Here is a 20,991-nt window from a genome sequence, read left to right on the forward strand (position 1 = left end):
GTGCGATGACGGGACGGCTGTACGGGGTCGGTCTCGGCCCCGGCGACCCCGAACTGGTCACGGTCAGGACCGCCAGGCTGATCGGCGAGGCGGACGTGATCGCCTACCACGCGGCCCGGCACGGACGCAGCATCGCCCGCTCCATCGCGCTGCCGTACATGAAAGAAGGGCAGGTCGAAGAACTCCTGCTCTACCCGCTGACCACGGAGACGACCGACCATCCCGGCGGCTACCAGGGCGCTCTCGACGACTTCTACGCCGACTGCGCCGAGCGGCTGGCCGCGCACCTGGAGGCCGGCCGCACCGTGGTCGTGCTGGCGGAGGGCGACCCGCTGTTCTACGGCTCCTACATGCACATGCACAAGCGGCTCGCCCACCGCTACCCGACGGAGGTGGTGCCCGGGGTCACCTCCGTCAGCGCCGCCTCCGCCGTGCTCGGCCGACCCCTGGTGGAGCGGGACGAGGTGCTCACCGTGCTGCCCGGCACGCTGCCCGCCGGAGAACTGGCCGAGCGGCTGCGCGGTACGGACTCCGCCGCGGTGCTCAAACTGGGCAGGACCTTCACGAAGGTCCGCGACGCCCTGGCCGAGGCCGGGCGTCTCGACGACGCCTGGTACGTCGAGCGCGCCACCATGGGCGCCGAGCGGGTCGCGCCGCTCAAGGACGTCGACGCGGACGGAGTGCCGTACTTCTCGCTGGCCCTGCTGGCCAGCCCGGCCGAGCGCACCTTCGTTCCCGAACCGGCGGCGACCGAGGGACGGGGCGAGGTGACGGTGGTCGGCCTCGGCCCGGCAGGGCGGCCGTGGCTCACCCCGGAGGCGCAGGACGCTCTGGCGGCGGCGACGGACCTGGTCGGCTACGGCCCGTACGTGGACCGGGTGGCGCCGAACCCGCGCCAGCGCCGCCACCGTACCGACAACCGGGTCGAGGCGGAGCGGGCCAGGCACGCATTCGAGCTGGCCCGCGAGGGAGCGCGGGTGGCCGTGGTGTCCTCCGGCGATCCCGGCGTGTTCGCCATGGCGAGCGCGGTTCTCGAAGCGGCGGGCGACTTCCCCGACGTGCCGGTGCGGGTCGTCCCCGGACTGACTGCCGCGCAGGCTGTGGCCAGCAGGGCCGGCGCTCCCCTGGGCCATGACTACTGTGTGCTGTCGCTGTCGGACCTGCTCAAGCCGTGGGAGGTGGTGGCTGACCGGTTGTCGGCCGCCGCACGGGCGGATCTGGTGCTGGCGATCTACAACCCGGCCTCGCGCAGCCGTACCTGGCAGCTCGGCGCGGCCCGTGACCTGCTGCTGGAGCACCGCGACGCCGCCACCCCCGTGGTGATCGGCCGCAACGTCGGCGGCGAGCAGGAGAGCGTCACCGTCACCACGCTCGGCGAGTTGGATCCCTCCCAGGTCGACATGCGCTGTCTGCTGATCATCGGCTCCTCGACGACCCGTGTCACCGATCGCGGCGTCGTCTACACACCCCGCCGCTACCCCTGAGCCCAGGCTGCCGCCACGGCCACGGCGTCCACCACCCGGACGCCCGGTGGCGGTGACGGCCGGTCCACCATGATCACCGGCAGCCCCAGCTCGCGTGCCGCCGCCAGCTTGGCGACCGTCATCTCACCGCCGCTGTCCTTGGTGACCAGCACGTCCAGCCGGTGCTCCCGGATGAGGGACCGCTCCCCCTCGACCGTGTACGGGCCGCGATCGAGCAGCACGTGCACGTTGGCCGGGACGGGGGCGTCGGGCGGGTCGACCGACCTGGCCAGCAGCCATACCCCGGACAGCCCGGTGAAGACCGGCAGGCTCCGGCGGCCGGTGGTGAGGAACACCCGCTCCCCAGGCATGTCGGCCAGCCTGGCAGCCGCTTCTTCCAGGGAGGGGACCCGCTGCCAGGCGTCACCCGGGCCCTCCCGCCAGCCCCGCCTGCGCAGGACGAGCAGCGGCACGCCGGCCCGCACCGTAGCCTCGGCCGCGGAGGCCGACATCCGCGCCGCGAATGGGTGCGTCGCGTCCACCACGGCGTCGATCCGCTCGGCGGCCAGCCAGTCGGCAAGCCCGTCCGGCCCGCCGAACCCGCCTTCCCGCACCTCACCCACCGGCAGGCGGGGGTTGGTCACGCGCCCGGCCAGCGACGACACCACGTACGTCCCCCCGCCGGCGAGCTCCGCGGCCAGGGCACGAGCCTCGGCGGTGCCTCCCAGGATCAGGACCCGGCGCACGGCCGTGCCCGTTCCGCACTGTAGAGGTGGCTGTCGGGGAACTGCGTCGCCGACAGCACCCGCCCGACGACGATCACCGCCGTGCGCCGGATGCCGGCCTGGTGGACCTGACCGGCGATGTCCGCCAGTGTCCCGCGCAGGATCACCTCGTCGGGCCGGCTGGCCCGCGCGACCACCGCGACCGGGCAGTCGGGACCGTAGGAGGGCAGCAGTTCGGCCACCACCGCGTCGATCCGCTGCACGGCCAGGTGCAGCACCATCGTCGCGCCGCCGGCGCCGAGCGTCGTCAGGTCCTCGCCCTCGGGCATCGGCGTGGCCCGCGCCGAGGTACGGGTCAGGATGATCGTCTGGCCGACCCCTGGCACGGTCAGCTCCCTGCCGAGCGAGGCCGCCGCCGCCGCGAACGCCGGCACCCCGGGAACCACCTCGTACGGCACCCCGAGCGCGTCCAACCGGCGCATCTGCTCGGCCACCGCGCTGAACACCGACGGGTCGCCCGAGTGCAGCCGCGCCACGTCCAGGCCCTGACCGTGGGCATCGGCCAGCTCCGAGACGATCTCGTCCAGCGTCAGGTTCGCCGTGTCCACGAGTCGCGCGTCCGCGGGGCAGGAGGCGAGGAGCTCACGCGGCACCAGCGAGCCCGCGTACAGGCACACCGGCGAGGACTCCAGCCGCCGCAGCCCGCGCAACGTGATCAAATCGGCGGCGCCGGGGCCCGCTCCGATGAAGTAGACGGTCACGGCTGATCCTTCCTGGTGACCGACCAGACGGTCACCGGCATCGCGGCCCGCCACCCCGTGAACGAGCCGACGGGCGAGGCACGCTGCACGGCCAGACGCACCAGATCGCCGCCGAGCCGGGCGTACCATCCGGCCACGACGGCCTCGGACTCCAGGGTGACGGCGTTGACCACGAGCCTGCCGCCCGGCCGCAGCGCCGCCCAGCACCTGTCCAGCAGTCCGGGCGCGGTCGCGCCGCCGCCGACGAACACGGCGTCCGGTGCGGGCAGTCCGTCCAGGGCGGCGGGCGCCTTGCCCTCGACGACCCGCAGCGACGGCACTCCAAGGACATCGGCGTTGCGCCGGATCGCGGCGGCCCGATCGCCCCGGCTCTCGACCGCCACGGCTGCGCACGCCGGGTGGCTGCGCATCCACTCGATGGCGATGCTGCCCGCCCCCGCGCCGACGTCCCACAACAGTTCGCCGGGCACCGGTGCCAGCCGCGACAGGCTCACGGCGCGGACCTCGCGCTTGGTGAGCTGCCCGTCGTGCTCGAACGCCGTGTCAGGAAGGCCGGGGACGCGGGCCGGCGGCTCGGTGTCCGGTTCGGCGACGCACTCGATCGCGATCACGTTCAAGGACGAGGGCGGGGACTCCGGCCAGCCGTCCGCCGTGCCCCGCAGCTCCGACTCCGACTCCGCGCCCAGGTCCGACAGCACCGTCATCGGGCTGGGGCCGTACCCCTGTCCGGCCAGCAGCCCCGCCACCAGGGACGGCGAGCCGCGCCCCGCACCCAGTACGACGATCCGCCGCCCCGGCAGCAGGGCGGCGTTCAGAGCCGCCGGCGCTCGGCCCACGAGGCTCACCACCTCCACCTGCTCGACCGGCCAGCCCAGCCGGGCGCACGCCAGCGACAGCGACGACAGGTGCGGCAGCACCCTGACCCGCGAGGCGCCCAGCAGCCGCACCAGGGTGGAGCCGATGCCGTAGAACATCGGATCGCCGCTGGCCAGCACGCACACGTCATGATCGGCGTACTTCTCCAGCAGCGCAGGCAGCGCCGGGAGCAGGGGCGACGGCCAGACGACCCGCTCGGCGACGGAGTCCGGCACCAGGCCGAGCTGCCGGATACTGCCCATGAGGACCTCCGCCGCCTCCAGCGCGCGGCGCGACCGGGCGGGCAGCCCGTCCCAGCCGTCCGCTCCGATGCCGACGACGGTGATCACACGTTGCCCAGCACGTGCGTCACCCGGATCTCCACGACCACCCTGGACGGGTTCGGACGCGGCGGCTTGTAGCGGGCGGTGTAGCGGCGCTCGGCGTCGGCCACCTGCTCGGGCTCCGTCCGCAGCACGGCAAGGCCCTCCAGCGTCGACCACCGGCGGCCGTCCACCTGAGTCAGCGCCACCAGCGCGCCGGACGGGCCGGACCGGGCGATGAGCCTGGCCTTGTACGAGGATCCGGAGGTGATCACGCGAGCGGTCGCCGTCGCCAGGTCCAGCGTGGCCCCCACCGGCACCACGTGCGGCGGCCCGCCGGGGCGAGAGGTGGCGATCGTGCACAGATGCCGCTCCCGCCAGAACGCGGCGAAGTCGTCGCCCTGCTCGGCCAGATCCACGGTCCTCCTCGGGTGCTTTAGCGAGCGATATCGTATATCTCCCGCTCTGGCACACTCTTATGGGTGAAGCGGCTACTCGTCATCGGCATCGGCGCGGGCGATCCCGACCATCTCACCCTTCAGGCGGCCAAGGCCATCGCCCGCACGGACGTGTTCTTCCTCGTCGACAAGGGCGAGGTGAAAGACGAACTGGTGCGACTCCGGCAGGACCTGATCGCCGAACACGGCCGCCCGCCGTACCGGGTCGTCGAGGCCCGCGACCCCGAACGCGACCGGAACGCCTCCGCCTACACCGCAGCCGTCGAAGACTGGCGCTCGCGCAGGGCATTGGCCTGCGAAGCGCTCATCAGCGAGGAACTGGCCGACGGCGAGACAGGGGCGTTCCTGGTCTGGGGAGATCCGGGTGTGTATGACAGCACGCTGGCCATCGTCGAAGAGATCCTCCAGCGCGGGAACGTCACGTTCGAGTACGAGGTGATCCCCGGCATCAGCAGCGTGGCCGCCCTGACCGCCCGCCACCGCACCAGCCTCAACCAGGTCGGACGACCCGTCCATCTCACCACGGGCCGCCGCTTGGCAGAGGAGGGCGCCACCGCCGACGACATGGTCGTCATGCTGGACGCCCACTGCTCCTTCGCCGGTCTGGACGACTTCCACATCCACTGGGGCGCCTACCTGGGGACCCCTGACGAGATCCTGGTTTCCGGGAACGTCGCCGAGGTCGGCGACCGCATCCGCGAACTCCGCGCCGGAGCGCGCGCCCGCAAGGGGTGGATCATGGACACCTACCTGCTGCGCCGGACTCCTCCCGCCGATCGTTAAGTCGCGGCCGGCCACGGACCGATGCGCCGAAGGTGCAACACAGGCGCCCCATCTCGTGCGGACGGTGGTGCTGGCCGGTTGCGTGATGAACATCGTGACGCTGGCCTGGGAGTCGAGGCTGGTGCTGCTGGCCGTGGGGCCGATGCGGAGGTCGGAAGGGCGGGTACGGCGTCATGCCGGCGGCCGGAGCGAGGTGCTCGCCGGAGTGCTCACCGCCTGCACGCTCGTGTGCTTCGCACTCCTGCCGCGGCCGCCCTGATCCCACCGGCCGCTCCTTCTCCCGTCGTTCGCATTCACGCACGGTCGAAGCGACGGCCGTCTCCATTTCACGGTGCCACGCCTATGCCCGGGTCCAACTCGTACACCACTCCCGTGGACGCAACCGGTCTCAGGCGGTCGGTCGGTTCGGCACGGCAACCTACGCCCGTTCACTCTGCACGTCGTCTCGGGCGCGACCTCCGTCCAGGAAGATGGCGATGATCGTCGAGCTGGCGTCCTCCACTCCCATCTGCCCCTGAATCACCAGGTTGCCGATCCCTCTGAGCAGCCCGCCATAGGCGCCCATCAGGGTCGAGGCGGGCAGATCGGTGCGGAAGGTCCCCTCGGCGGCACCCCGGTCGAAGACGCCCTGGAGCGTCGACCCGATCCGTCCGTTGGCCTCTTCCAGCCCGTCCATCCTGCTGTCGAGCACGGCCAGTGCTCGATATTTGCCGATGACGCTCACGGCGGCCCTGGTCAGCCGGGCCAGCGCCTCCGTCGCGGGAACGGCGTCGAGGTCGGCGTCGTCGATCTTGTCGAACAGATCGCGGACGGCCGTCTGGTAGAGCGCCTGGACCAGCGCCTCCCGGCTCGGGAAATAGCGGTAGAGCGTGGCGCGCCCCATCCCGGCCGCCTTGGCGATGTCAGCCATGCTGGCCGCTTCGCCATGCTCCGCGAGGACCTTCGCGGCGATGTCGAGGATCCCGGCGGCGGCGTGCTCGCGCAAAGGCGACCTTCTGATCATTGTCGCCATCATACGTCGCCGCCGGTTTGCTTGACACAGGATCCCAAAATTGAGACAGTCTGTCTCGATAAAGAGACCCCTGTCTCAGTTGCGAGGGCAAACCGATGACACATCCAGACCCCGCCGACGGTCCGCACCGGAAAACCGGATCCGCCCTGGCGAACTCGTCACCGGCGTCCGCACCCTCGACCTGCCGATCAGCCCGGAGAAGCCTCTTGCAGCAAGCGAGGAATGAGATGGCCCACCCTCTGCCCACGACCCGCACCCGCCCCCTCGACCCGCCGGCACAGCTGGCGACGCTACGTCCCATCAGCCGCATGACCTACCCTGACGGCCACCTCGGCTGGCTGGTGACCGGTCACGCCGCGGCCCGGGCGGTCCTCGCCCATCCCGACGTCAGCGCCCGATCGGAGCTCCAGCACCGACCGGTCGGGCACGGCCCGCGAGAGCCCGCAGGACCGGGGATCTTCATCAACCTGGACGCGCCCGACCACACCAGGTACCGGCGCCTGATCACCGGCCAGTTCACCGTGCGCCGGATGAAGGAGCTGGAGCCCGAAGTCGAGAAGATCACCGCCGGGCGCCTCGACGCGATGGCACGGCTGGGCCCGCCCATCGACCTGATCGAGACCTTCGCTCTGCCCATCCCGTCACTGGTCATCTGCGAGCTGCTCGGCGTGCCCTACCACGACCGCGAGAGGTTCCAGCGGGACACGACCGTGATCGCGAGCCTCGACGCCACCGCCGAACACGCCCGCGCGGCCACCGCCGACATCACCCGTCACCTCCACGAGCTGGTCCAGCGCAAGCGCGCCGAGCCCGCGCACGACCTGATCAGCGGCCTGATCGAGGGCGGCGAGCTGAGCGACGAGGAGCTGACCGGCGTGGCCGTCATGCTGCTCGTCGCCGGTCACGAAACCACCGCGGGCATGCTCGGCCTCGGCACGCTCGCCCTGTTGTCCCATCCCGACCAACTGGACCGTCTGCGCGCCGACCCGTCGCTGATCGACGGCGCCGTCGAGGAGCTGCTGCGCTACCTGTCCATCGTCCACCTCGGCCCGACCCGCACCGCGCTCAAGGACATCGAGGTGCACGGCGTACGCATCGCCGCAGGCGAGACCGTGACGATCTCGCTTCCCGCCGCCAACCGCGACCCCGGCCGCTTCCCCGACCCGGACGAGCTCCGGCTGACCAGGACGACCTCGGGCCACGTCGCATTCGGCCACGGGATCCACCAGTGCATCGGCCAGCAGCTCGCCCGAGTCGAGCTGCGCGTCGCGCTGCACGCCCTGCTCCGCCGCTTCCCGACCCTGCGGCTCGCGGTCCCGCAGGAGGACATCGGCTTCCGCACCGACTCCATCACCTACGGCGTGCGCCGTCTCCCCGTCACCTGGGATCCCGAAGGAGAAGCATGACATCCAACGCGGTATTGATCACCGGATGCTCAACGGGCATCGGACGGGCCACCGCACTCGCCCTGGCCCGCGCCGGCTATCCCACCTGGGCCACGGCACGGCGGTTGGACACCCTGGACGAGCTGAAAGACGCGGGCTGCCGGGTGCGGCGGCTGGACGTGACCGACGAGGACGACATGGCGCGGGTCGTACGGGCTGTCGAGGAGGAGCACGGCGCCGTCGGAACCCTGATCAACAATGCCGGGCGCGGCGGGAGCGGACCTGTGGAGGAGGTTCCACTCGCACTGGTGCGCGAGACGTTCGAGACCAACGTGTTCGGCGTGATCCGGATGTGCCAGCTCGTCCTGCCCGGGATGCGGGGACAACGTTCCGGCACGATCGTCAACGTGGGTTCCGCAGCTGGACTCGTGACACCCCCGACCGGGTGCCCGTACGCGATGACCAAATACGCACTCGAATCGTTCAGTGACGCGCTCCGGCCGGAGGTCGCACCGTTCGGCATCAGCGTCGCGCTCATAGAACCGGGCGCGGTGCGGACGGAGTTCACGGCGAGCAGCGAGCGGAACATACCGCTCACCGGCGGCGAGGGCCCCTACAAGGAGTTCAAGCAGAGCGTGGCCAGAATGATCGAGCGGGCCCACCGGGACGGGGCCCGCAGCGTGCTGAGCGCCCAGGACGTGGCCAAGGTGATCGCCAAAGCGGTCGCAGCACGCCACCCGAAGCCCCGGTACAGGATCGGACCCCAGGCCCGGTTGGCGCCACTGGCCCGGCGCCTCGCGGGCGATCGCGGCTGGGACGCCTTCATGCGCCGGATGGTGCCGTTCTCCGTGGACTGACCCGTTCGAGCTCTGCCCTGCCCCGCTCGGGCTGGAGCACTCGACAACGCTCCCGGAGGAGGCGCTGCGCTTCCGGGTGGCGATGGGACACCAGGGCGAACCCGGACAGGACCCCGAGCCGGCACCCGGTCTGGGACGTGATGCCGCGCTCGGCTGGGCCGTACGGCAGGGTCATCGTCTCGGCCGGCGATGTCGCCCGGTTCGCCAAGATGCACCTGGACGGCGGCCTCGCCGCCGACGGCACCCGCGTCCTGTCCGCCGCCACCGTCGCCGCAATGCAGCGCCGCGAGGTTGACAGCCCGGACAAGTGGTCAATGTCGGCCGACGGCTGGGGCCTGGGGTGGACACTGCACGACTGGAACGGCATTCCTGGCTCCGCTCATGGGGTACGAGGTCGCCAGGCGTCCACCCGAATGGAACAGCGCCCGCGGCACTACGCTGCTGTGTCATGCAGGAGACGCGCCTCGACACTGCTCGGATCCGGGCGGCTCGCCGGATGATCGACCCTATCTTTCTCGATACTCCGCTGTACCGCTGCCAGGCGCTGGAGCCCGGTCTCGAGTGCACGGTGAGCATCAAGCTGGAAACGGCGAACCCGGTGCGCAGCTTCAAGGGGCGCGGCACCGAGTTGGTTGCGAGCCTGCTGGCCGACGAGGGCTCGAGGGCCGCGGTGTGCGCCAGCGCGGGCAATCTTGGGCAAGCCCTCGCGTGGTCCGGGCATGGCCGAGGGCTTGACGTCACCGTTGTGGCCTCCCGGTTCGCGCCCGTGGCCAAGCTTGATCGCATCCGCGCGTTGGGCGCTCGGCTGGAGCTGGTGGACGGCGACTTCGACATGGCGCGCGAGCGGGCGGCGGCCATCGCGCGGCACGACGGCATCCGGCTCGTCGAAGACAGCCTGGACATCGAGACCTGCGAGGGCGCGGCGACCATCGGCCTGGAACTGGTGGACGCCCTGGCGGACACCGCGGCGCCGTTCGACACCGTCCTGATCGCTCTCGGCGGCGGGGCGATGGCCACCGGGGTGGGTCATGTGCTCAAGGCATTGGCGCCCGCCGTCGAGGTGATCTGCGTCCAGCCGCTGGGCGCACCGGCGATGACGCACTCGTGGCACCAGCGGCGCGTCATCACCACCGACTCGACCGACACCATCGCCGACGGCGTCGCCGGCCGATGTCCCATCCCGGCCGTTCTGGACGACCTCCTCCTGGTCGCCGACGACGCCGTCCTGGTCCGGGAGGCGTCGATCATCGCCGGTATGCGGATGCTCCTCGACCACGCCGGCCTCGTCGTCGAACCGTCGGCCGCGCTCGGCGTCGCGGCGATCCTCGAAGACCGTGACCGCTTCGCCGGCCGGCACGTCGTCACCATCGTGTGCGGCAGCAACGTCGATGTGGACGCCTATCACCGCTGGATCGGTGTGGCTCCCATCCACGGGGTTTGACCCTTGCTCATCCAGGGGCGTGAAGTACTGCGCTCATCGGTTGTCGAGCCGGGTTGGGCCAGCCGTCCGGAAGGCGCGGGGCGGTAGGCCCGGTCGAGCGACGGACGTGCCCGCCGCATCGTAGAGTGGAGCCCTCATGGCAAGGCTGGAGGATCTGCTCGCCGCGTACCCGTGGATGAGGCGGCTTGGAGCTGATCTGCTCAGCAGGCTCGATCTGGACGAACTGGCCGATCCGCACCCTTACGCGCTGGCGCTGGGACCGGCCGTGGTCGCCTATCGGCGCGGTGCCCGTCCCAGCCCGGGACGGGTCTCACTGTGCACGCTGGTGGAGGCGGCGCGGATCGGAGAGGCACGGATAGCGGTGCTCGACGATGCCGAACGGGCCGATCCCGGGATCGTGCTGGTCGAGTACGCTCCTGTCGGCGAGGAAGGCCGTCTCCAAGCGGGGACCAGGGGCGAACCGTACATCACCGGCAGCCGCGAACCTCGCAGTGCTCCTTGAAGGGTTGAGTGGTCAGGAGAGGGTGGGGAAGGTTCTGGCCCGCAGGTTCTCGGTCGCCATGATGGTGGTGAGTTCCGCCCGTTGAGGTTCGGTGAGATGGCCAAGCAGGGCGGAGACGAGGTGGTCGGTGACGGCGGGCGGAGTGTCGGTCATCGCCTCGGCGTTGGGCGGCTTCGCCCGGCTCTCACGGCAGGTCATGAGCGGACTCCAGGGCGGCGAGCACAGCCAGAGCGTCGCTGAGCGCGGCGACATCATGGGTGCGGATGAAGTCCACGCCCTGCCGGGCCGCGTACAGCTCGGCCGCCAGCGTCGCCGAGCCGATCCGGTCCAGGTCGCGTCCGGTCAGCTCGCGCAGGAATGACTTGCGCGAGGGCGAGACCATGACGGGGACCCCGAACCGGTCCTTGAGCCGCCGCAGGCGCGACAGCACCAGGAGCGACGGCTCAGGCGTGCGCCCCAGGAAGTAGCCGAGCCCAGGATCGATGATCAACTGTTCCCGGGCGATTCCGGCCGCCGACAACGCGGCCAGCCGCTCGGCGAAGAAGCGCTCGATACCCGCCCATACCGTCTCCGGATCAGTCAGTATCTTGGTGGCCGGGCCGATGCGCCGAACCGAATGCATGACGATGAGCCGGCATGAGGTCGCGGCCAGCTCCTCGTACCGGCGCGGGTCCGGGAAACCCTGAATGTCATTGAGGTAGGCCGCCCCGCACGCGGCGGCGAAACGCTGCGTCGGGGACGCGTAGGAGTCCACCGAAACCGGTACGTTCTCCGCAATCAGTGACTGCAGCACACCGCCGAGCCGCCGTTGCTCCTCCTCCACCGGCACCTGTTCAGCGTCCGGGTTGCTGGCCACCGCGCCAAGCTCGATGACGTCGGCCCCGTCCAGGCGCAGCCGCCGCGCGTGCGCCAACGCGTCGTCGGCTGCCAGGAATCTGCCGCCGTCGGAAAACGAATCCGCGGTGATGTTGACGATCCCGACCAGCCGAGGCCGGACACGAGAAGCAGAAGGGACAACCGAACTCCGGGCCACGACGGAACCTCCGACTCCGATACTGAAGACCCAGGCGCCCGGCGCTGCATCACCGTGATGGGGCCGCTCCCCGATGGTTCATTCCATCTCGACACGCCAGTCACGACCCGAGATCACTGTAGCCCAGATTGCGCGTAGGCAGGTGCCTGGAGGTATTCATCCTTGCTTGAGCGAGCCGGGGCAGGGTCAGCCGCCGGCGATCGAGAGCACCGACGCGCAGTCCCCGCCCCCCTTTGCCGCCTCTGATCACGTAGCTCGTCGTGTGGATGGTCCGTCCGGAAGGGTGACGTTGGGCTCCTGAAGCCGTACCGGGCCGGGGCCCCGGCCGCCGAGGGCGTCGTCGGGGTTGAGGAGCAGGCAGGCCTTCATCGACAGGCAGCCACAGCCGATGCAGCCGGTGAGCTCTTGTTCGAGGAACTCGATGGCTCGGCGCCGTTCCTCAAGTTGCTTCTTCCAGATGCGGGAGACCCGCTGCCAGTCCTTGTGGGTGGGGGCCCGATCGGTGGGCAGGGTGGTGAAGACCTCGGCGACGTCCGACAGCGGGATATTGAGGCGCTTGGCCACGATGATCAAGGAGATCCGGCGAAGCATGTGCCGGGAGAAGATCCTCTGGTTGCCGCTGCCGCGTTCACTGAAGATCAGGCCCTTGCGTTCGTAGAAGTGCAGGGCGGAAGCGGGCACACCGGTCCGGCGGATGATCTCACCGATGGTGAGGTGGTCGTCCGGACTGGCGCGCACGGTATCTCTCCTTCGTCGTGATCGAGACAGCGGTGGGGTCAGGCAGTGCCTCGAGACGTCGCGGCGCGGCCGCGGATCAGGGTGACCACGACGATCGACAGTACGAGGCAGAGGAGCCCGACACCGAGCTGGGTCAGGTGCCAGGACCAGGTGAACGCGTCGAGTTCCTCCGTTTCGGCCCCGTTGGTGAGGCGTCCGGCACCGACTGCGGCGGCGCGGCTTGTGTCGCCGAGCTTCGCGGCGAGGAGCCCGGCGAGGGAGGCGCTGAATGCGGCGATCACGAGAGCTTCGGCCGCGCCCCGCAGGGTGTTGAGGAATCCGGCCGCCATGCCGACGGCGTCGGCCGGGACCAGAGCCATGGCCTGGCCGTCGGTGATGCCGAAGGAGGCTCCCATGCCGACGCCGATCATCACCAGCGGTGCCGCGACTGCCGTGACCGCGTGGTCGGCGTTCAGCGCCGTCAGCCACAGGTTCCCGGCCACGACCAGCGCCAGAGCGATCACGATCAGCAAGCGAGCCGACACGCCCTTGTTCACCAGAGTCACGGCGACCATGGGCACGACCAGTACGGGCGCGGTCAGCAGCAGCATCGCCACCCCTGCCGCCGAGGCGGACAGCCCGGCCGCCGCCTGCAGGTAGGTGGGCAGGAAGACCAGTACGCCGAGGAACCCGATCGAGGTGGTCAGGGTCGCGAGACTCCAGCCCATAAAGCCCCGGTTGGCAACCAAGGCAGGGGCCAGCACCGGAGCGGGGCTGCGCCGCTGCACGCGGCCGAACAGGGCCAGGGCGACCAGACCGGCGATCCCGCTGATCAGGATGCCCGGGTGGAGCCAGCCGAGCGCGGGCGCCTCCAGGAGCGCGAACATGAGCAGGGACAGCGCGGCGACGAACAAGGCGCTGCCCGCCCAGTCGACCGGGCCGCTGACGTTGGCTCGGGACTCGCGGGCCCGGGTCGCGCCCAGGGCGACTAGCAGGCTGACGACCGTGAAGGCCGCGAAACCGCCCCGCCATCCCATGGCATCGATCAGCAGCCCCGCCAAGGTGGGGCCGATGGCGATGCCGATTCCGGCCATGGTGCCCATCAGGGCGAAGGCCCGGTTGCGGGCCGCGCCGTCATAGCTGGAGGCGAGCATGGCACCGCCGGCGGCCATGATCCCGGCACCGCCCGCGCCGGAGATGATGCGGGCCATGTCGATGACGATCATCGCCGGGCTCAGCGCCGTTGCGAGAAATCCGGCCGCGAAGACCAGCGCCGCAGCGATGAACACCCGCCGGCGGCCGATCCGGTCGGCGGCCGATCCCGCGATGAGTGTCATGGCCGCGAAGGCCAGGTTGTATCCGGCGACAACCCAGTTCAGCGGGGCCCCCGAGGTATCGAGATCGCGTCCGATGCTTGGCAGCGCGACCGCGGTCCCGGAGATGGACATCGCCACGAGGACGACACCGACCAGGACCACCGGGAGTGTCAGCGGAGACGGCCGGTCGGCTGTGGGCGGCGGCTGGGATGTGTCTGTAGTGGTGTCCATGCTGCTCGCTTTCTCTGGTCCTCAAACTCTGGCGAGCAGCCCATCAGCTCAACTGTGGTTGAGGTCAAATGCGCTGGTCAGCACGGAGCCATCGGCTCTCGTGACGGCCCCTCCACGACGGCTTCGTCGATGCGGCGGCACCTGGACCCTCGCCCCGACCACCCCAGACAAGAGGGTGAGCCGGATCATGCCGAGCAAGATCTTCAAGACGTCCCTAGATGGTTCCTCCGGCACTCACGCCCTATCTGATTTCATCCCGATGTGGGCAAGCTTGTCCGGGTTGGCCACCGAGTGGATCGCGTTGACCACGCCGTCGGCGATGTCGAGCTCGATCACGCCGATCACGCGGCCTTCGGCGTCGAACTTGACAGCGCCCGGCCGGCCGTTGACCCAGGCCGGCCGGAGGGAGACCCCCAAGATCCCGGCCCGGCGGAAAACACCGAGGAGCAGCCGCACGACGGGCAGCCGCCCGGCCAGCCGCTTTCCGAAGGCCTGAACCTTGCCGCCACCGTCCCCGTGCAGCACCACGTCTGGCGCGAGCATGCCGAGCAGCGCGTCCATGTCGCCGCCCGCGGCGGCCTCGAAGAACCTGCGGGCGAGCTTCTCGCCTTCCGCCCGTCGCTCGCGGGGCGGCGTGCTGTCGGCCACCTGCCCTCCGGCGGCGATGCGCTGCCGGGCGCGGGCGAAGATCTGCCGGCAGTTCACCTCGCTCTTGCCGGTGATCCGCGCCACCTCCGTGTAGCCGTACCCGAACACTTCACGCAGCATGAACACCGCCCGCTCCACCGGCGAGAGCGCCTCCAGCAGCACGAGGAACGCCATCGACAGCGAGTCGGCCAGTTCGGCCTGCTCGGCCGGCCCCGGCCTGTCGGCGGGCACGACGACAGGCTCAGGCAGCCAGTCACCGACGTAGGTCTCCCGCCGCACCCGCGCCGAGCTCAGGTAGTTGATGCCCAGCCGCGTCACCGCCGTGGTCAGGTACGCCTTCGGATTGACGATCACAGTCCCCTCCTGGTGCGCCCGGCTCAGGCCGAGGAACGCGTCCTGCACGATGTCCTCGGCATCGCCCACGGATCCGGTCATCCCGTAGGCGATGGAAAACAGCAGCGGCCGGTAACCGACAGCCTCTTTCACATCCGTTGAACCCGACATACGACCCTTCCCCACTCGCGTATCGAGGCTCTTCGCGGAGCCCATCTGCCTGCCCGCCCACGGCCTCGACACCCTCGGCACCTCGCGGTTCGCACCTGTCTGCTCGAATGGCTGTCCATGGTGGCCGGGTCCCGGACTCCGAGCGGCTTGGTCGCTTTGTTCCGCCGGCCCCAAGGCCGTGCCACCGATCGATCGTGCCCTCAGGCGGGGACACGGACGGGCGCAGCCGGGGCGGGGTGGGCGAAGTCCGCGTCCTTCATCCGTGCCGCCTTGCCCCTGGTCCGCCACCACAGGAATAACGGGGAGGTCACCGGCATCTTGCTCACCCGCAGCATTATCCTGCGCCGTGCGAGTTCAAAACGGGTGGCCGGGACGAACAGGCTGCGCATCTGCATCCCGTTGCCCTGCAGGTAACCGATGGAGGGGCGCAACTGCTGCTCCCATCGCGTCAGGGCCTCGGTCACGCTGTCGCTGTGGCGGGCCAGCATGGTGCCCAGCAGGTCGGCCCCGGCCATCCCGGTCGAGGCGCCCATCCCCGCATACAGGGTCACGCACCAGGCCGCGTCACCGACGAGCACCACCCGGCCGCGATGCCAGCTGTCCATGTGCACCTGCTCCACCGAGTCGAACAGCACATCCTCGGCCGACTCCAGCGCGTCCAGCACCGCGCCCAAGGCCGGGCCTGCCGGCTCCGGGCCGAACACCTCGCGCACCCGCTCGGCCTTCGGCCGGGTGAACTCGGCATCCACATCGTCGGTGTGGTAACTCAGCAACACGGTCGGCGGACGATCCTTGAACGGGAAAATCCACATCGACCGCCGGGATTCGGCCAGGATGACCGAATCGGTCTGGTCGTGACCCGGGATCGCGCTGGGCAGCTGGAAGGCGACTGCCATGTAGTTCATCCGGTGCAGGTAGTTCTCGTGCGGCCCGAACACCAGCTGCCGCACCGTGGAGCGCAGCCCGTCCGCGCCGACGACCAGATCGAAGCGCTCGGTCATCGGGGTCCCGCCGGCGGTGTCGGCCAGCGTGACGCTCACCCCGTCGGCGTCCTGCTCGATCCTGGTCGGCACAGTGGTGTAACGGATCTCGACATCGGACGGCAGCGCGGCGAAACCGGCCGCTTCCACGTCTCCTCGTGTCATCATCCACGGCCGGCCGGGAAAGTCCTTGAAACCCAGCCCGGCGCGGCGCCTGCCGACCCGGTTGACGTCGTAGGCGGCCCCGTCCGCACCGCGATCGGTGAGCCTGTCCAGGATGCCCAGGCGCTGGGCAGCGGCCCGGCCGGCGCCGAACAGCGCGATGAAGTATCCACCGGAGCGCCGCCCGGCAGCCCGCTCGATGATGACCGGCTTCCAGCCGATCTGCCGTAGCCGCAGCGCTGCCGCGATCCCACTGATACCCAGCCCGACCACCAGAGCTCGGCGGCCACTGTCGTTCGTTACGTCCATGAACTTCCTCCTTGCGGGGGTGCCTGCCCGGAAGGGCAGTGCCTGGCCTGCGCTGATACGGGAATGTGTCGTTGCCGATCACTTCTGCCACGGTTGGTACAGTCCTGACCGGTGGTGGTGAATGAGGGCGACGTCGACCCGCGTTCTCCGAGGAGCAACGGGAGCACTGCGCTCGGACCCGGACATCGGCCGAGACACTCTGATCCGGTAGCGCCCACTGACACCCGCCGATACGCCGGCCGCCCGGCTCCGTCGGCCTTGCGGCTATCCCCGCCCCGCCCTCGGGCCCGTCCTCGGTCTTGTCCACGGTCGTGTCCACGATGTCGACGTGCGGCCCCTGGCTGCACCCCGATCAGCCGATGAAGGACGCGGGGCCGAAGCGACCCCACGCCACGAAGGCGGCCAAGGCGAGATAGACCAGGTTCCCCGCGGCCGACATGGCCTCACCACGGCGCAGGTGCGTGACCGTCGCACCGACCATCAGCACCACCACACCGACCGCCGCCACCGGCACCAGAACCGGCACGATACCGGTCACGGCGGGCAGCAGGAGCCCCACCGCCCCCAGGACCTCGATGGCCCCGAGGACCTTCAGGAACCCGGCGCTGAAGTCCGCGGTCCAACCCGCACCGCGCATGGCGGCCATCTTCTCCCGAGGGACGATCAGCTTGCCGACGCCACCGGTGAGGAGGACAACGGCCAGCAATCCGGCACAGATCCACAGGGCGAGGTTCATGAGAGCTCTTCCTTTACGGGTTGTAGGGGAATCCGGTTCTGGAACCGGGGCGGCGATCGGTGCACGGCCGGACGACTGACGCGAGACAGCGTCAGGCCGCGCCGTGCTCGTTATCCGTGCCGGCCGGGCTGGTGGTCACCAGCGGGCTGCTCTCCCCGGCGTGCAGGGCGTCCTTGGTGTGCATGTCGACGCAGACGGCACAGCCGTTGATCTGGCTGGCGCGGAGCATCACCAGCTCGCGCGTCGCGGCCGGCAGCGTCGAGTTCGCGAGCACCTTGCCCGCCGCGACGAGCTGCTTCAGGGACTTGCCTGCAACCTGGTTGCCGAAGAGGTTCAAACGAGCATCCATGGTGAGCTCCCAGCGTGTTTGCCTGTCGCCCCTCTCAGACAGAGCAGCCCGGCGACCTGTGACGGCAGCCAAGTGTGACGTGCGTCTCTCCGTCCTGGGCGACGACCATCTACCGAGGGCTGCACAGCCGAACGCCCCAGCGAAGATCCCGCCGGCATCGATGACCCGCAGCTGTGCATGCTCTTCAAAGGGCATACGGGGCAGCACGACTTCTACTGAATGCCAGGCACGGACGGGACCCCTCCGCCGTAGGTGTCGAAGGGGTCGCTCGAGCACGCGTTTGCGGCAGGGTGGACGACGGGACGCGGCAGGTGGTGATGCTGGGCATCTGCCAGCTGTGGGCGCCGAAATGGCCCTCGGGCAGCTGGCAGAGCCAGCGGTCGTCACGGTTGCGGGCATCGATCGCCGAGCCGGTCGCTTCGCAGTAGCCGCTCTCTTCGTGCACCGCGATCAGAGCACGCTCGGTGGCCGACCAGCGCACCCGCCAGGCAGTGTCCGCGCCACATTTCATGATCTTCCCCGAGATCGCCGACGGCGGGCGCCCGTTCGACGACGGCCCGCCGGCGACGAAGTGGGCGCTTCACCCCACCAGGAGGCCTACAAGCTGGGCGAGATCGCCACATTACGACCAGGTCCGCTGAGCGCGCCACGACGGGCCTGGCCGGTGTGCCGTCAGCGCTGCTGCCGCAGCACGCCGATCAGGCTGGTGAGACTGTCCCCGCCGTGGCCTGCGGCGACGCCCCGACGGAAGAGCTCCAGGACAGCGGCCGGGAGCGAGCCGTCCACGCCGGACGCCCGCGTCGTCTTCAGTACATGTTCCACGCTCGCCGCGCCCATGGAGATACGGTCCGTGTCCCCCTCGTGGTTGCCCGCAGTGATGCGCGGCGCGTAGAACTCAAGGAAATAGCGGAGGTCCAGGGTCTGCACCGCGCGCGGCAGGAAGTCGGCCGCCGAGATGCCGTTGGCCTCCGCGACCGCCTGGCCGTGCAGGTAGCCTGCCAGCGCCGTCCAGAACATGTCGATCCCGATCTGGTAGTAAAGCGCGGCCAGCCCCTGGTCCTCGCCAAGGTAGTCGATCCCGGTCAGCACCTCGAGGGCGGCCCGATGCGCTTCGATCGCGTCCTTCGGCCCGCTGTAGTAGGTCATCGCGCCCGGCGTGCCGATGCCCGGCGGGGGCACCAGCACGCCGCCGGTGATCTGCACGGCCCCGCGCTCGGCGAGCCACGCGGCCGCCCGGCGGGCCCGGTCCGGGGTGTCGGAGGTGAGGTTGGCCAGGGTACGGCCGGCCAGCGCGGCCTCGGGTGCCTGCGCCAGGATGGCGTCCATCGCGTCGTAGTCGGTCAGGCTCAGCACCGCCAGCTCGTTGGCGGCGAGCGCGGCACCGGCCGACTCCGCCCGTTTCGCGCCCCGCGCCACCAGGTCATCGGCCCTGGCGGCGGTGCGGTTCCACACGGTCACCTCGTAGCCGTTGTCGAGGTAGGCGGCGGCCATGGCATGTCCCATCGGGCCCAGCCCGATCACGGTCACGGACTCCATTTGAATACTCCTCATCACTAGGACGAACGCTCTATCTAGTCACGACGGTAGCAGACCATTAGAACGAACGCTCTATCCAGTACGATGGGAACCATGCGAACCAAGCACGAGCTCGGCACCCGGGAGCGGATCGTCCGGACCACCTCTCGCCTGATGCAGCGGCAGGGATACGAGGCGACCGGTCTCAAGCAGATCTCCCAGGAGGCCAAGGCCACCCTGGGCTCGGTCTACCACTTCTTCCCAGGCGGCAAGCGGGAGCTGGCGATCGAGGCGGTCCGGCACGGCGACCGTGAGTTCGCCGAGTTCCTGCGGGCCGCGTTCGATCGGGACGACGACCCCGCCGCCGCGATGGTTGCCTGCACCCGCGACCTGGCGAGCGGGCTGCGCGAGTCCGGGTGGCTGGACGGCTGCCCGGTCACCACCACGGCGCTGGAGAGCGCAGGCCGGGAGCCGGAGATCCAGCAGGCCGCGGAGGACGCCTACGAAAACTGGCGCAGGCTGGTCCGCGAGAAGCTGGAGCGCTCCGGCTTCGCCGCCGACGTGGCGCACGACCTCGCACACACTGTGATCAACCTGCTGGAGGGCGCGGAGCTGTCGGCACAGGTGGCGCAGAGCGAGGCGCCGCTGGAGATCGCCGGTCGGCACCTCGCCCGGCTCATCGACTCCTACCGCTGAGCCGGGCCGCCCTCACCCGGCATCTTGAACACCTCGGTGAGAGCCGTGATGCTGTGCTCGCCGTGACCGGCCGCGGCCGCCCGCCGTACGAGATCGTGCAGGGGGTGAGCCAAGACCGATGCCGTTCAGGCAGGAAAGGATCATGGTCTTGCCTGTGTGGTCGATGGCGTGGGCAAGAGTGCGACCGTCGGTGGCCCCGCGTATCGGATGCCTTTGCCGGAGGGGCGTCGCTCGCGGTAGCTGCTCGTGCGAGAGCGTTTGACGGCTCAAGGTCGCCGATACCGCCCTGGACCACCCCGACGATCCGTCCGCGCGGTCATCTTCCCGGCCGTGAGCGGTGGCGAGCAGACGCTGCGCGCTCTGGTGCACGAGTTCAAGACCAAGAGCCCGGCCTACCACACCACGGTGCAGACCACGCTGCGCGCCTCCTGCACCAATCACTACCGGCGTGGCCTGATCGCGCTGCTGGCCACCCTGGAGTTCAGGAGCAACAACATTGCCTACCAGCCGGCGATCGAGGCGCTGAAGCTGATTCGCCGCTACGCCGAGGCCGGCAGCACCACCTACTATCCGCGCGGCGAAGTGGTGCCCGAGCACCGCGGCACCGCCGGCGACTGGGAGAGCCGGTGCTGACCGAGGAGATGCCGCTCACCGCCGACCGCGGCTTTTACAGCTTTCCCGCCGGGAACGAGGCCCGTTCGCAGTGGCGCGCATTTGCTCTGGCGTGTCCAGGCCGGGCTTCGCCCGTGTTGGCTGCGTGACCTGGCCGACGGGTCCTGGCTCGCCGTCATCACCCAACCCACCGGCCTGCGCCGATCGCAGGAAGAGCTGGCCCGTTGCTACCATGATCGCTGGGAGGCCGAAACCGGCATCGATCAGCTCAGGACGCACTTGCGCGGGCCGGGCCGGATCCTGCGCTCCCGCACCCCCGAGCTGGCCTGTCAGGAGATCTGAGCCTTCCTGCTCACGCACTGGGCGTTATGCACGCTGATCCGCACCGCCGCCACCGTTCCTGCCCGCGAGCCGTCAAACGCTCTCGCACGAGCAGCTACCGCGAGCGACGCCCCTCCGGCAAAGGCATCCGATACGCGGGGCCACCGACGGTCGCACTCCTGCCCACGCCATCGACCACACAGGCGAGACCATGATCCTTTCCTATCCAAACGGCATTGGAGCCAAGACGTGTCGACGTCCGCCTCCTCGGCCAGGTCCGCGTCGTGGCCTTCGGCG

At 70.2% G+C, this 20,991-nt stretch carries 25 protein-coding genes and 1 riboswitch; of the genes, 10 read left to right on the forward strand and 15 right to left on the reverse strand.

Annotated elements, in window-relative coordinates; translation table 11 throughout:
* Positions 1-5 precede the first annotated feature (5 nt).
* Positions 6-1,484 carry a precorrin-2 C(20)-methyltransferase gene (locus tag ABGB14_RS37455; RefSeq protein ID WP_347648582.1) on the forward strand — a complete coding sequence of 493 codons (1,479 nt, stop codon included), beginning with the start codon at positions 6-8 and terminating at the stop codon, positions 1,482-1,484.
* On the opposite strand, the gene ABGB14_RS37460 is transcribed toward ABGB14_RS37455, so the two are convergent.
* The 4 genes from ABGB14_RS37460 to ABGB14_RS37475 are packed head-to-tail and all read right to left on the reverse strand — an operon-like array spanning position 1,475 to position 4,546.
* Positions 1,475-2,209: a cobalt-precorrin-6A reductase gene (locus ABGB14_RS37460; protein ID WP_347648583.1), complete on the reverse strand. Its 735-nt coding sequence runs from the start codon at positions 2,207-2,209 to the stop codon at positions 1,475-1,477. The two genes, ABGB14_RS37455 and ABGB14_RS37460, sit on opposite strands and share 10 nt — an antisense overlap.
* Positions 2,194-2,949, reverse strand: coding sequence for a precorrin-4 C(11)-methyltransferase (gene cobM / locus ABGB14_RS37465; RefSeq protein ID WP_347648584.1), 756 nt, complete (start codon positions 2,947-2,949; stop codon positions 2,194-2,196). Before cobM ends, ABGB14_RS37460 begins: the two co-directional genes overlap by 16 nt.
* The gene (gene cbiE / locus ABGB14_RS37470; protein ID WP_347648585.1) at positions 2,946-4,154 is read right to left on the reverse strand and encodes a precorrin-6y C5,15-methyltransferase (decarboxylating) subunit CbiE; all 1,209 of its coding nucleotides are present in this window, start codon (positions 4,152-4,154) and stop codon (positions 2,946-2,948) included. The genes cobM and cbiE overlap by 4 nt, the downstream gene beginning before the upstream one ends.
* Positions 4,151-4,546, reverse strand: coding sequence for a pyridoxamine 5'-phosphate oxidase family protein (locus tag ABGB14_RS37475; RefSeq protein ID WP_347648586.1), 396 nt, complete (start codon positions 4,544-4,546; stop codon positions 4,151-4,153). The genes cbiE and ABGB14_RS37475 overlap by 4 nt, the downstream gene beginning before the upstream one ends.
* Before the next feature lie 63 nt (positions 4,547-4,609).
* Between ABGB14_RS37475 and cobF the strand changes: the two genes are divergently transcribed.
* Positions 4,610-5,368, forward strand: coding sequence for a precorrin-6A synthase (deacetylating) (gene cobF / locus ABGB14_RS37480; protein ID WP_347648587.1), 759 nt, complete (start codon positions 4,610-4,612; stop codon positions 5,366-5,368).
* Between the two features lie 55 nt (positions 5,369-5,423).
* On the forward strand, positions 5,424-5,627 hold the full coding sequence (locus tag ABGB14_RS37485; protein WP_347648588.1) for a hypothetical protein: 204 nt from the start codon (positions 5,424-5,426) through the stop codon (positions 5,625-5,627).
* A gap of 159 nt (positions 5,628-5,786) precedes the next feature.
* On the opposite strand, the gene ABGB14_RS37490 is transcribed toward ABGB14_RS37485, so the two are convergent.
* A complete protein-coding gene (locus ABGB14_RS37490; RefSeq protein WP_347648589.1) occupies positions 5,787-6,371 on the reverse strand; it encodes a helix-turn-helix domain-containing protein in 585 nt (194 codons plus the stop codon).
* A gap of 317 nt (positions 6,372-6,688) precedes the next feature.
* On the opposite strand from ABGB14_RS37490, the gene ABGB14_RS37495 reads away from it, so the two are divergent.
* The 4 genes from ABGB14_RS37495 (at position 6,689) to ABGB14_RS37510 (ending at position 10,565) form a co-directional block, all read left to right on the forward strand.
* Complete coding sequence (locus tag ABGB14_RS37495) at positions 6,689-7,786, forward strand: cytochrome P450 (protein ID WP_347648590.1); 1,098 nt, start codon at positions 6,689-6,691, stop codon at positions 7,784-7,786.
* The gene (locus ABGB14_RS37500; protein WP_347648591.1) at positions 7,783-8,622 is read left to right on the forward strand and encodes an SDR family NAD(P)-dependent oxidoreductase; all 840 of its coding nucleotides are present in this window, start codon (positions 7,783-7,785) and stop codon (positions 8,620-8,622) included. Before ABGB14_RS37495 ends, ABGB14_RS37500 begins: the two co-directional genes overlap by 4 nt.
* A gap of 448 nt (positions 8,623-9,070) precedes the next feature.
* Entirely contained in the window at positions 9,071-10,063 is a 993-nt protein-coding gene (locus tag ABGB14_RS37505) for a pyridoxal-phosphate dependent enzyme (RefSeq protein ID WP_347648592.1), read from the forward strand.
* A gap of 136 nt (positions 10,064-10,199) precedes the next feature.
* Positions 10,200-10,565 carry a hypothetical protein gene (locus ABGB14_RS37510; protein WP_347648593.1) on the forward strand — a complete coding sequence of 122 codons (366 nt, stop codon included), beginning with the start codon at positions 10,200-10,202 and terminating at the stop codon, positions 10,563-10,565.
* A gap of 12 nt (positions 10,566-10,577) precedes the next feature.
* On the opposite strand, the gene ABGB14_RS37515 is transcribed toward ABGB14_RS37510, so the two are convergent.
* The 9 genes from ABGB14_RS37515 to ABGB14_RS37555 all read right to left on the reverse strand — a co-directional run bounded on the left by ABGB14_RS37515 (position 10,578) and on the right by ABGB14_RS37555 (position 19,086).
* Entirely contained in the window at positions 10,578-10,763 is a 186-nt protein-coding gene (locus ABGB14_RS37515; protein ID WP_347648594.1) for a hypothetical protein, read from the reverse strand.
* Positions 10,750-11,598 carry a dihydropteroate synthase gene (folP, locus tag ABGB14_RS37520; protein ID WP_347648595.1) on the reverse strand — a complete coding sequence of 283 codons (849 nt, stop codon included), beginning with the start codon at positions 11,596-11,598 and terminating at the stop codon, positions 10,750-10,752. Before folP ends, ABGB14_RS37515 begins: the two co-directional genes overlap by 14 nt.
* A gap of 21 nt (positions 11,599-11,619) precedes the next feature.
* A riboswitch (ZMP/ZTP riboswitch) is annotated at positions 11,620-11,712 on the reverse strand.
* A 132-nt stretch (positions 11,713-11,844) separates the two neighbouring features.
* Entirely contained in the window at positions 11,845-12,336 is a 492-nt protein-coding gene (gene soxR / locus ABGB14_RS37525) for a redox-sensitive transcriptional activator SoxR (protein WP_347648596.1), read from the reverse strand.
* Positions 12,337-12,374: 38 nt separating this feature from the next.
* Positions 12,375-13,793 carry an MFS transporter gene (locus ABGB14_RS37530; RefSeq protein WP_347648597.1) on the reverse strand — a complete coding sequence of 473 codons (1,419 nt, stop codon included), beginning with the start codon at positions 13,791-13,793 and terminating at the stop codon, positions 12,375-12,377.
* Positions 13,794-14,096: 303 nt separating this feature from the next.
* Positions 14,097-15,014 carry an RNA polymerase sigma factor SigJ gene (sigJ, locus tag ABGB14_RS37535; RefSeq protein WP_347648598.1) on the reverse strand — a complete coding sequence of 306 codons (918 nt, stop codon included), beginning with the start codon at positions 15,012-15,014 and terminating at the stop codon, positions 14,097-14,099.
* Positions 15,015-15,214: 200 nt separating this feature from the next.
* On the reverse strand, positions 15,215-16,465 hold the full coding sequence (locus ABGB14_RS37540) for an FAD-dependent monooxygenase (RefSeq protein WP_347648599.1): 1,251 nt from the start codon (positions 16,463-16,465) through the stop codon (positions 15,215-15,217).
* A gap of 352 nt (positions 16,466-16,817) precedes the next feature.
* Positions 16,818-17,201, reverse strand: coding sequence for a DoxX family protein (locus ABGB14_RS37545; RefSeq protein ID WP_347648600.1), 384 nt, complete (start codon positions 17,199-17,201; stop codon positions 16,818-16,820).
* Positions 17,202-17,292: 91 nt separating this feature from the next.
* The gene (locus tag ABGB14_RS37550; RefSeq protein WP_347648601.1) at positions 17,293-17,550 is read right to left on the reverse strand and encodes a carboxymuconolactone decarboxylase family protein; all 258 of its coding nucleotides are present in this window, start codon (positions 17,548-17,550) and stop codon (positions 17,293-17,295) included.
* A 672-nt stretch (positions 17,551-18,222) separates the two neighbouring features.
* Complete coding sequence (locus ABGB14_RS37555) at positions 18,223-19,086, reverse strand: NAD(P)-binding domain-containing protein (protein WP_347648602.1); 864 nt, start codon at positions 19,084-19,086, stop codon at positions 18,223-18,225.
* Positions 19,087-19,179: 93 nt separating this feature from the next.
* Here ABGB14_RS37555 and ABGB14_RS37560 point away from each other — a divergent pair, with 93 nt between their 5' ends.
* Positions 19,180-19,761: a TetR/AcrR family transcriptional regulator gene (locus tag ABGB14_RS37560; protein WP_347648603.1), complete on the forward strand. Its 582-nt coding sequence runs from the start codon at positions 19,180-19,182 to the stop codon at positions 19,759-19,761.
* On the opposite strand, the gene ABGB14_RS37565 is transcribed toward ABGB14_RS37560, so the two are convergent.
* Positions 19,752-19,874, reverse strand: a complete 123-nt coding sequence (locus ABGB14_RS37565) for a hypothetical protein (protein ID WP_347648604.1) — start codon at positions 19,872-19,874, stop codon at positions 19,752-19,754. The two genes, ABGB14_RS37560 and ABGB14_RS37565, sit on opposite strands and share 10 nt — an antisense overlap.
* Before the next feature lie 217 nt (positions 19,875-20,091).
* On the opposite strand from ABGB14_RS37565, the gene ABGB14_RS37570 reads away from it, so the two are divergent.
* Complete coding sequence (locus ABGB14_RS37570) at positions 20,092-20,394, forward strand: hypothetical protein (RefSeq protein ID WP_347648605.1); 303 nt, start codon at positions 20,092-20,094, stop codon at positions 20,392-20,394.
* A gap of 81 nt (positions 20,395-20,475) precedes the next feature.
* Positions 20,476-20,715, forward strand: coding sequence for a hypothetical protein (locus tag ABGB14_RS37575; RefSeq protein ID WP_347648606.1), 240 nt, complete (start codon positions 20,476-20,478; stop codon positions 20,713-20,715).
* Positions 20,716-20,991: the final 276 nt, after the last annotated feature.

The sequence above is a fragment of the Nonomuraea sp. B10E15 genome, from assembly GCF_039871615.1.
In the GTDB taxonomy this organism is placed as follows: domain Bacteria; phylum Actinomycetota; class Actinomycetes; order Streptosporangiales; family Streptosporangiaceae; genus Nonomuraea.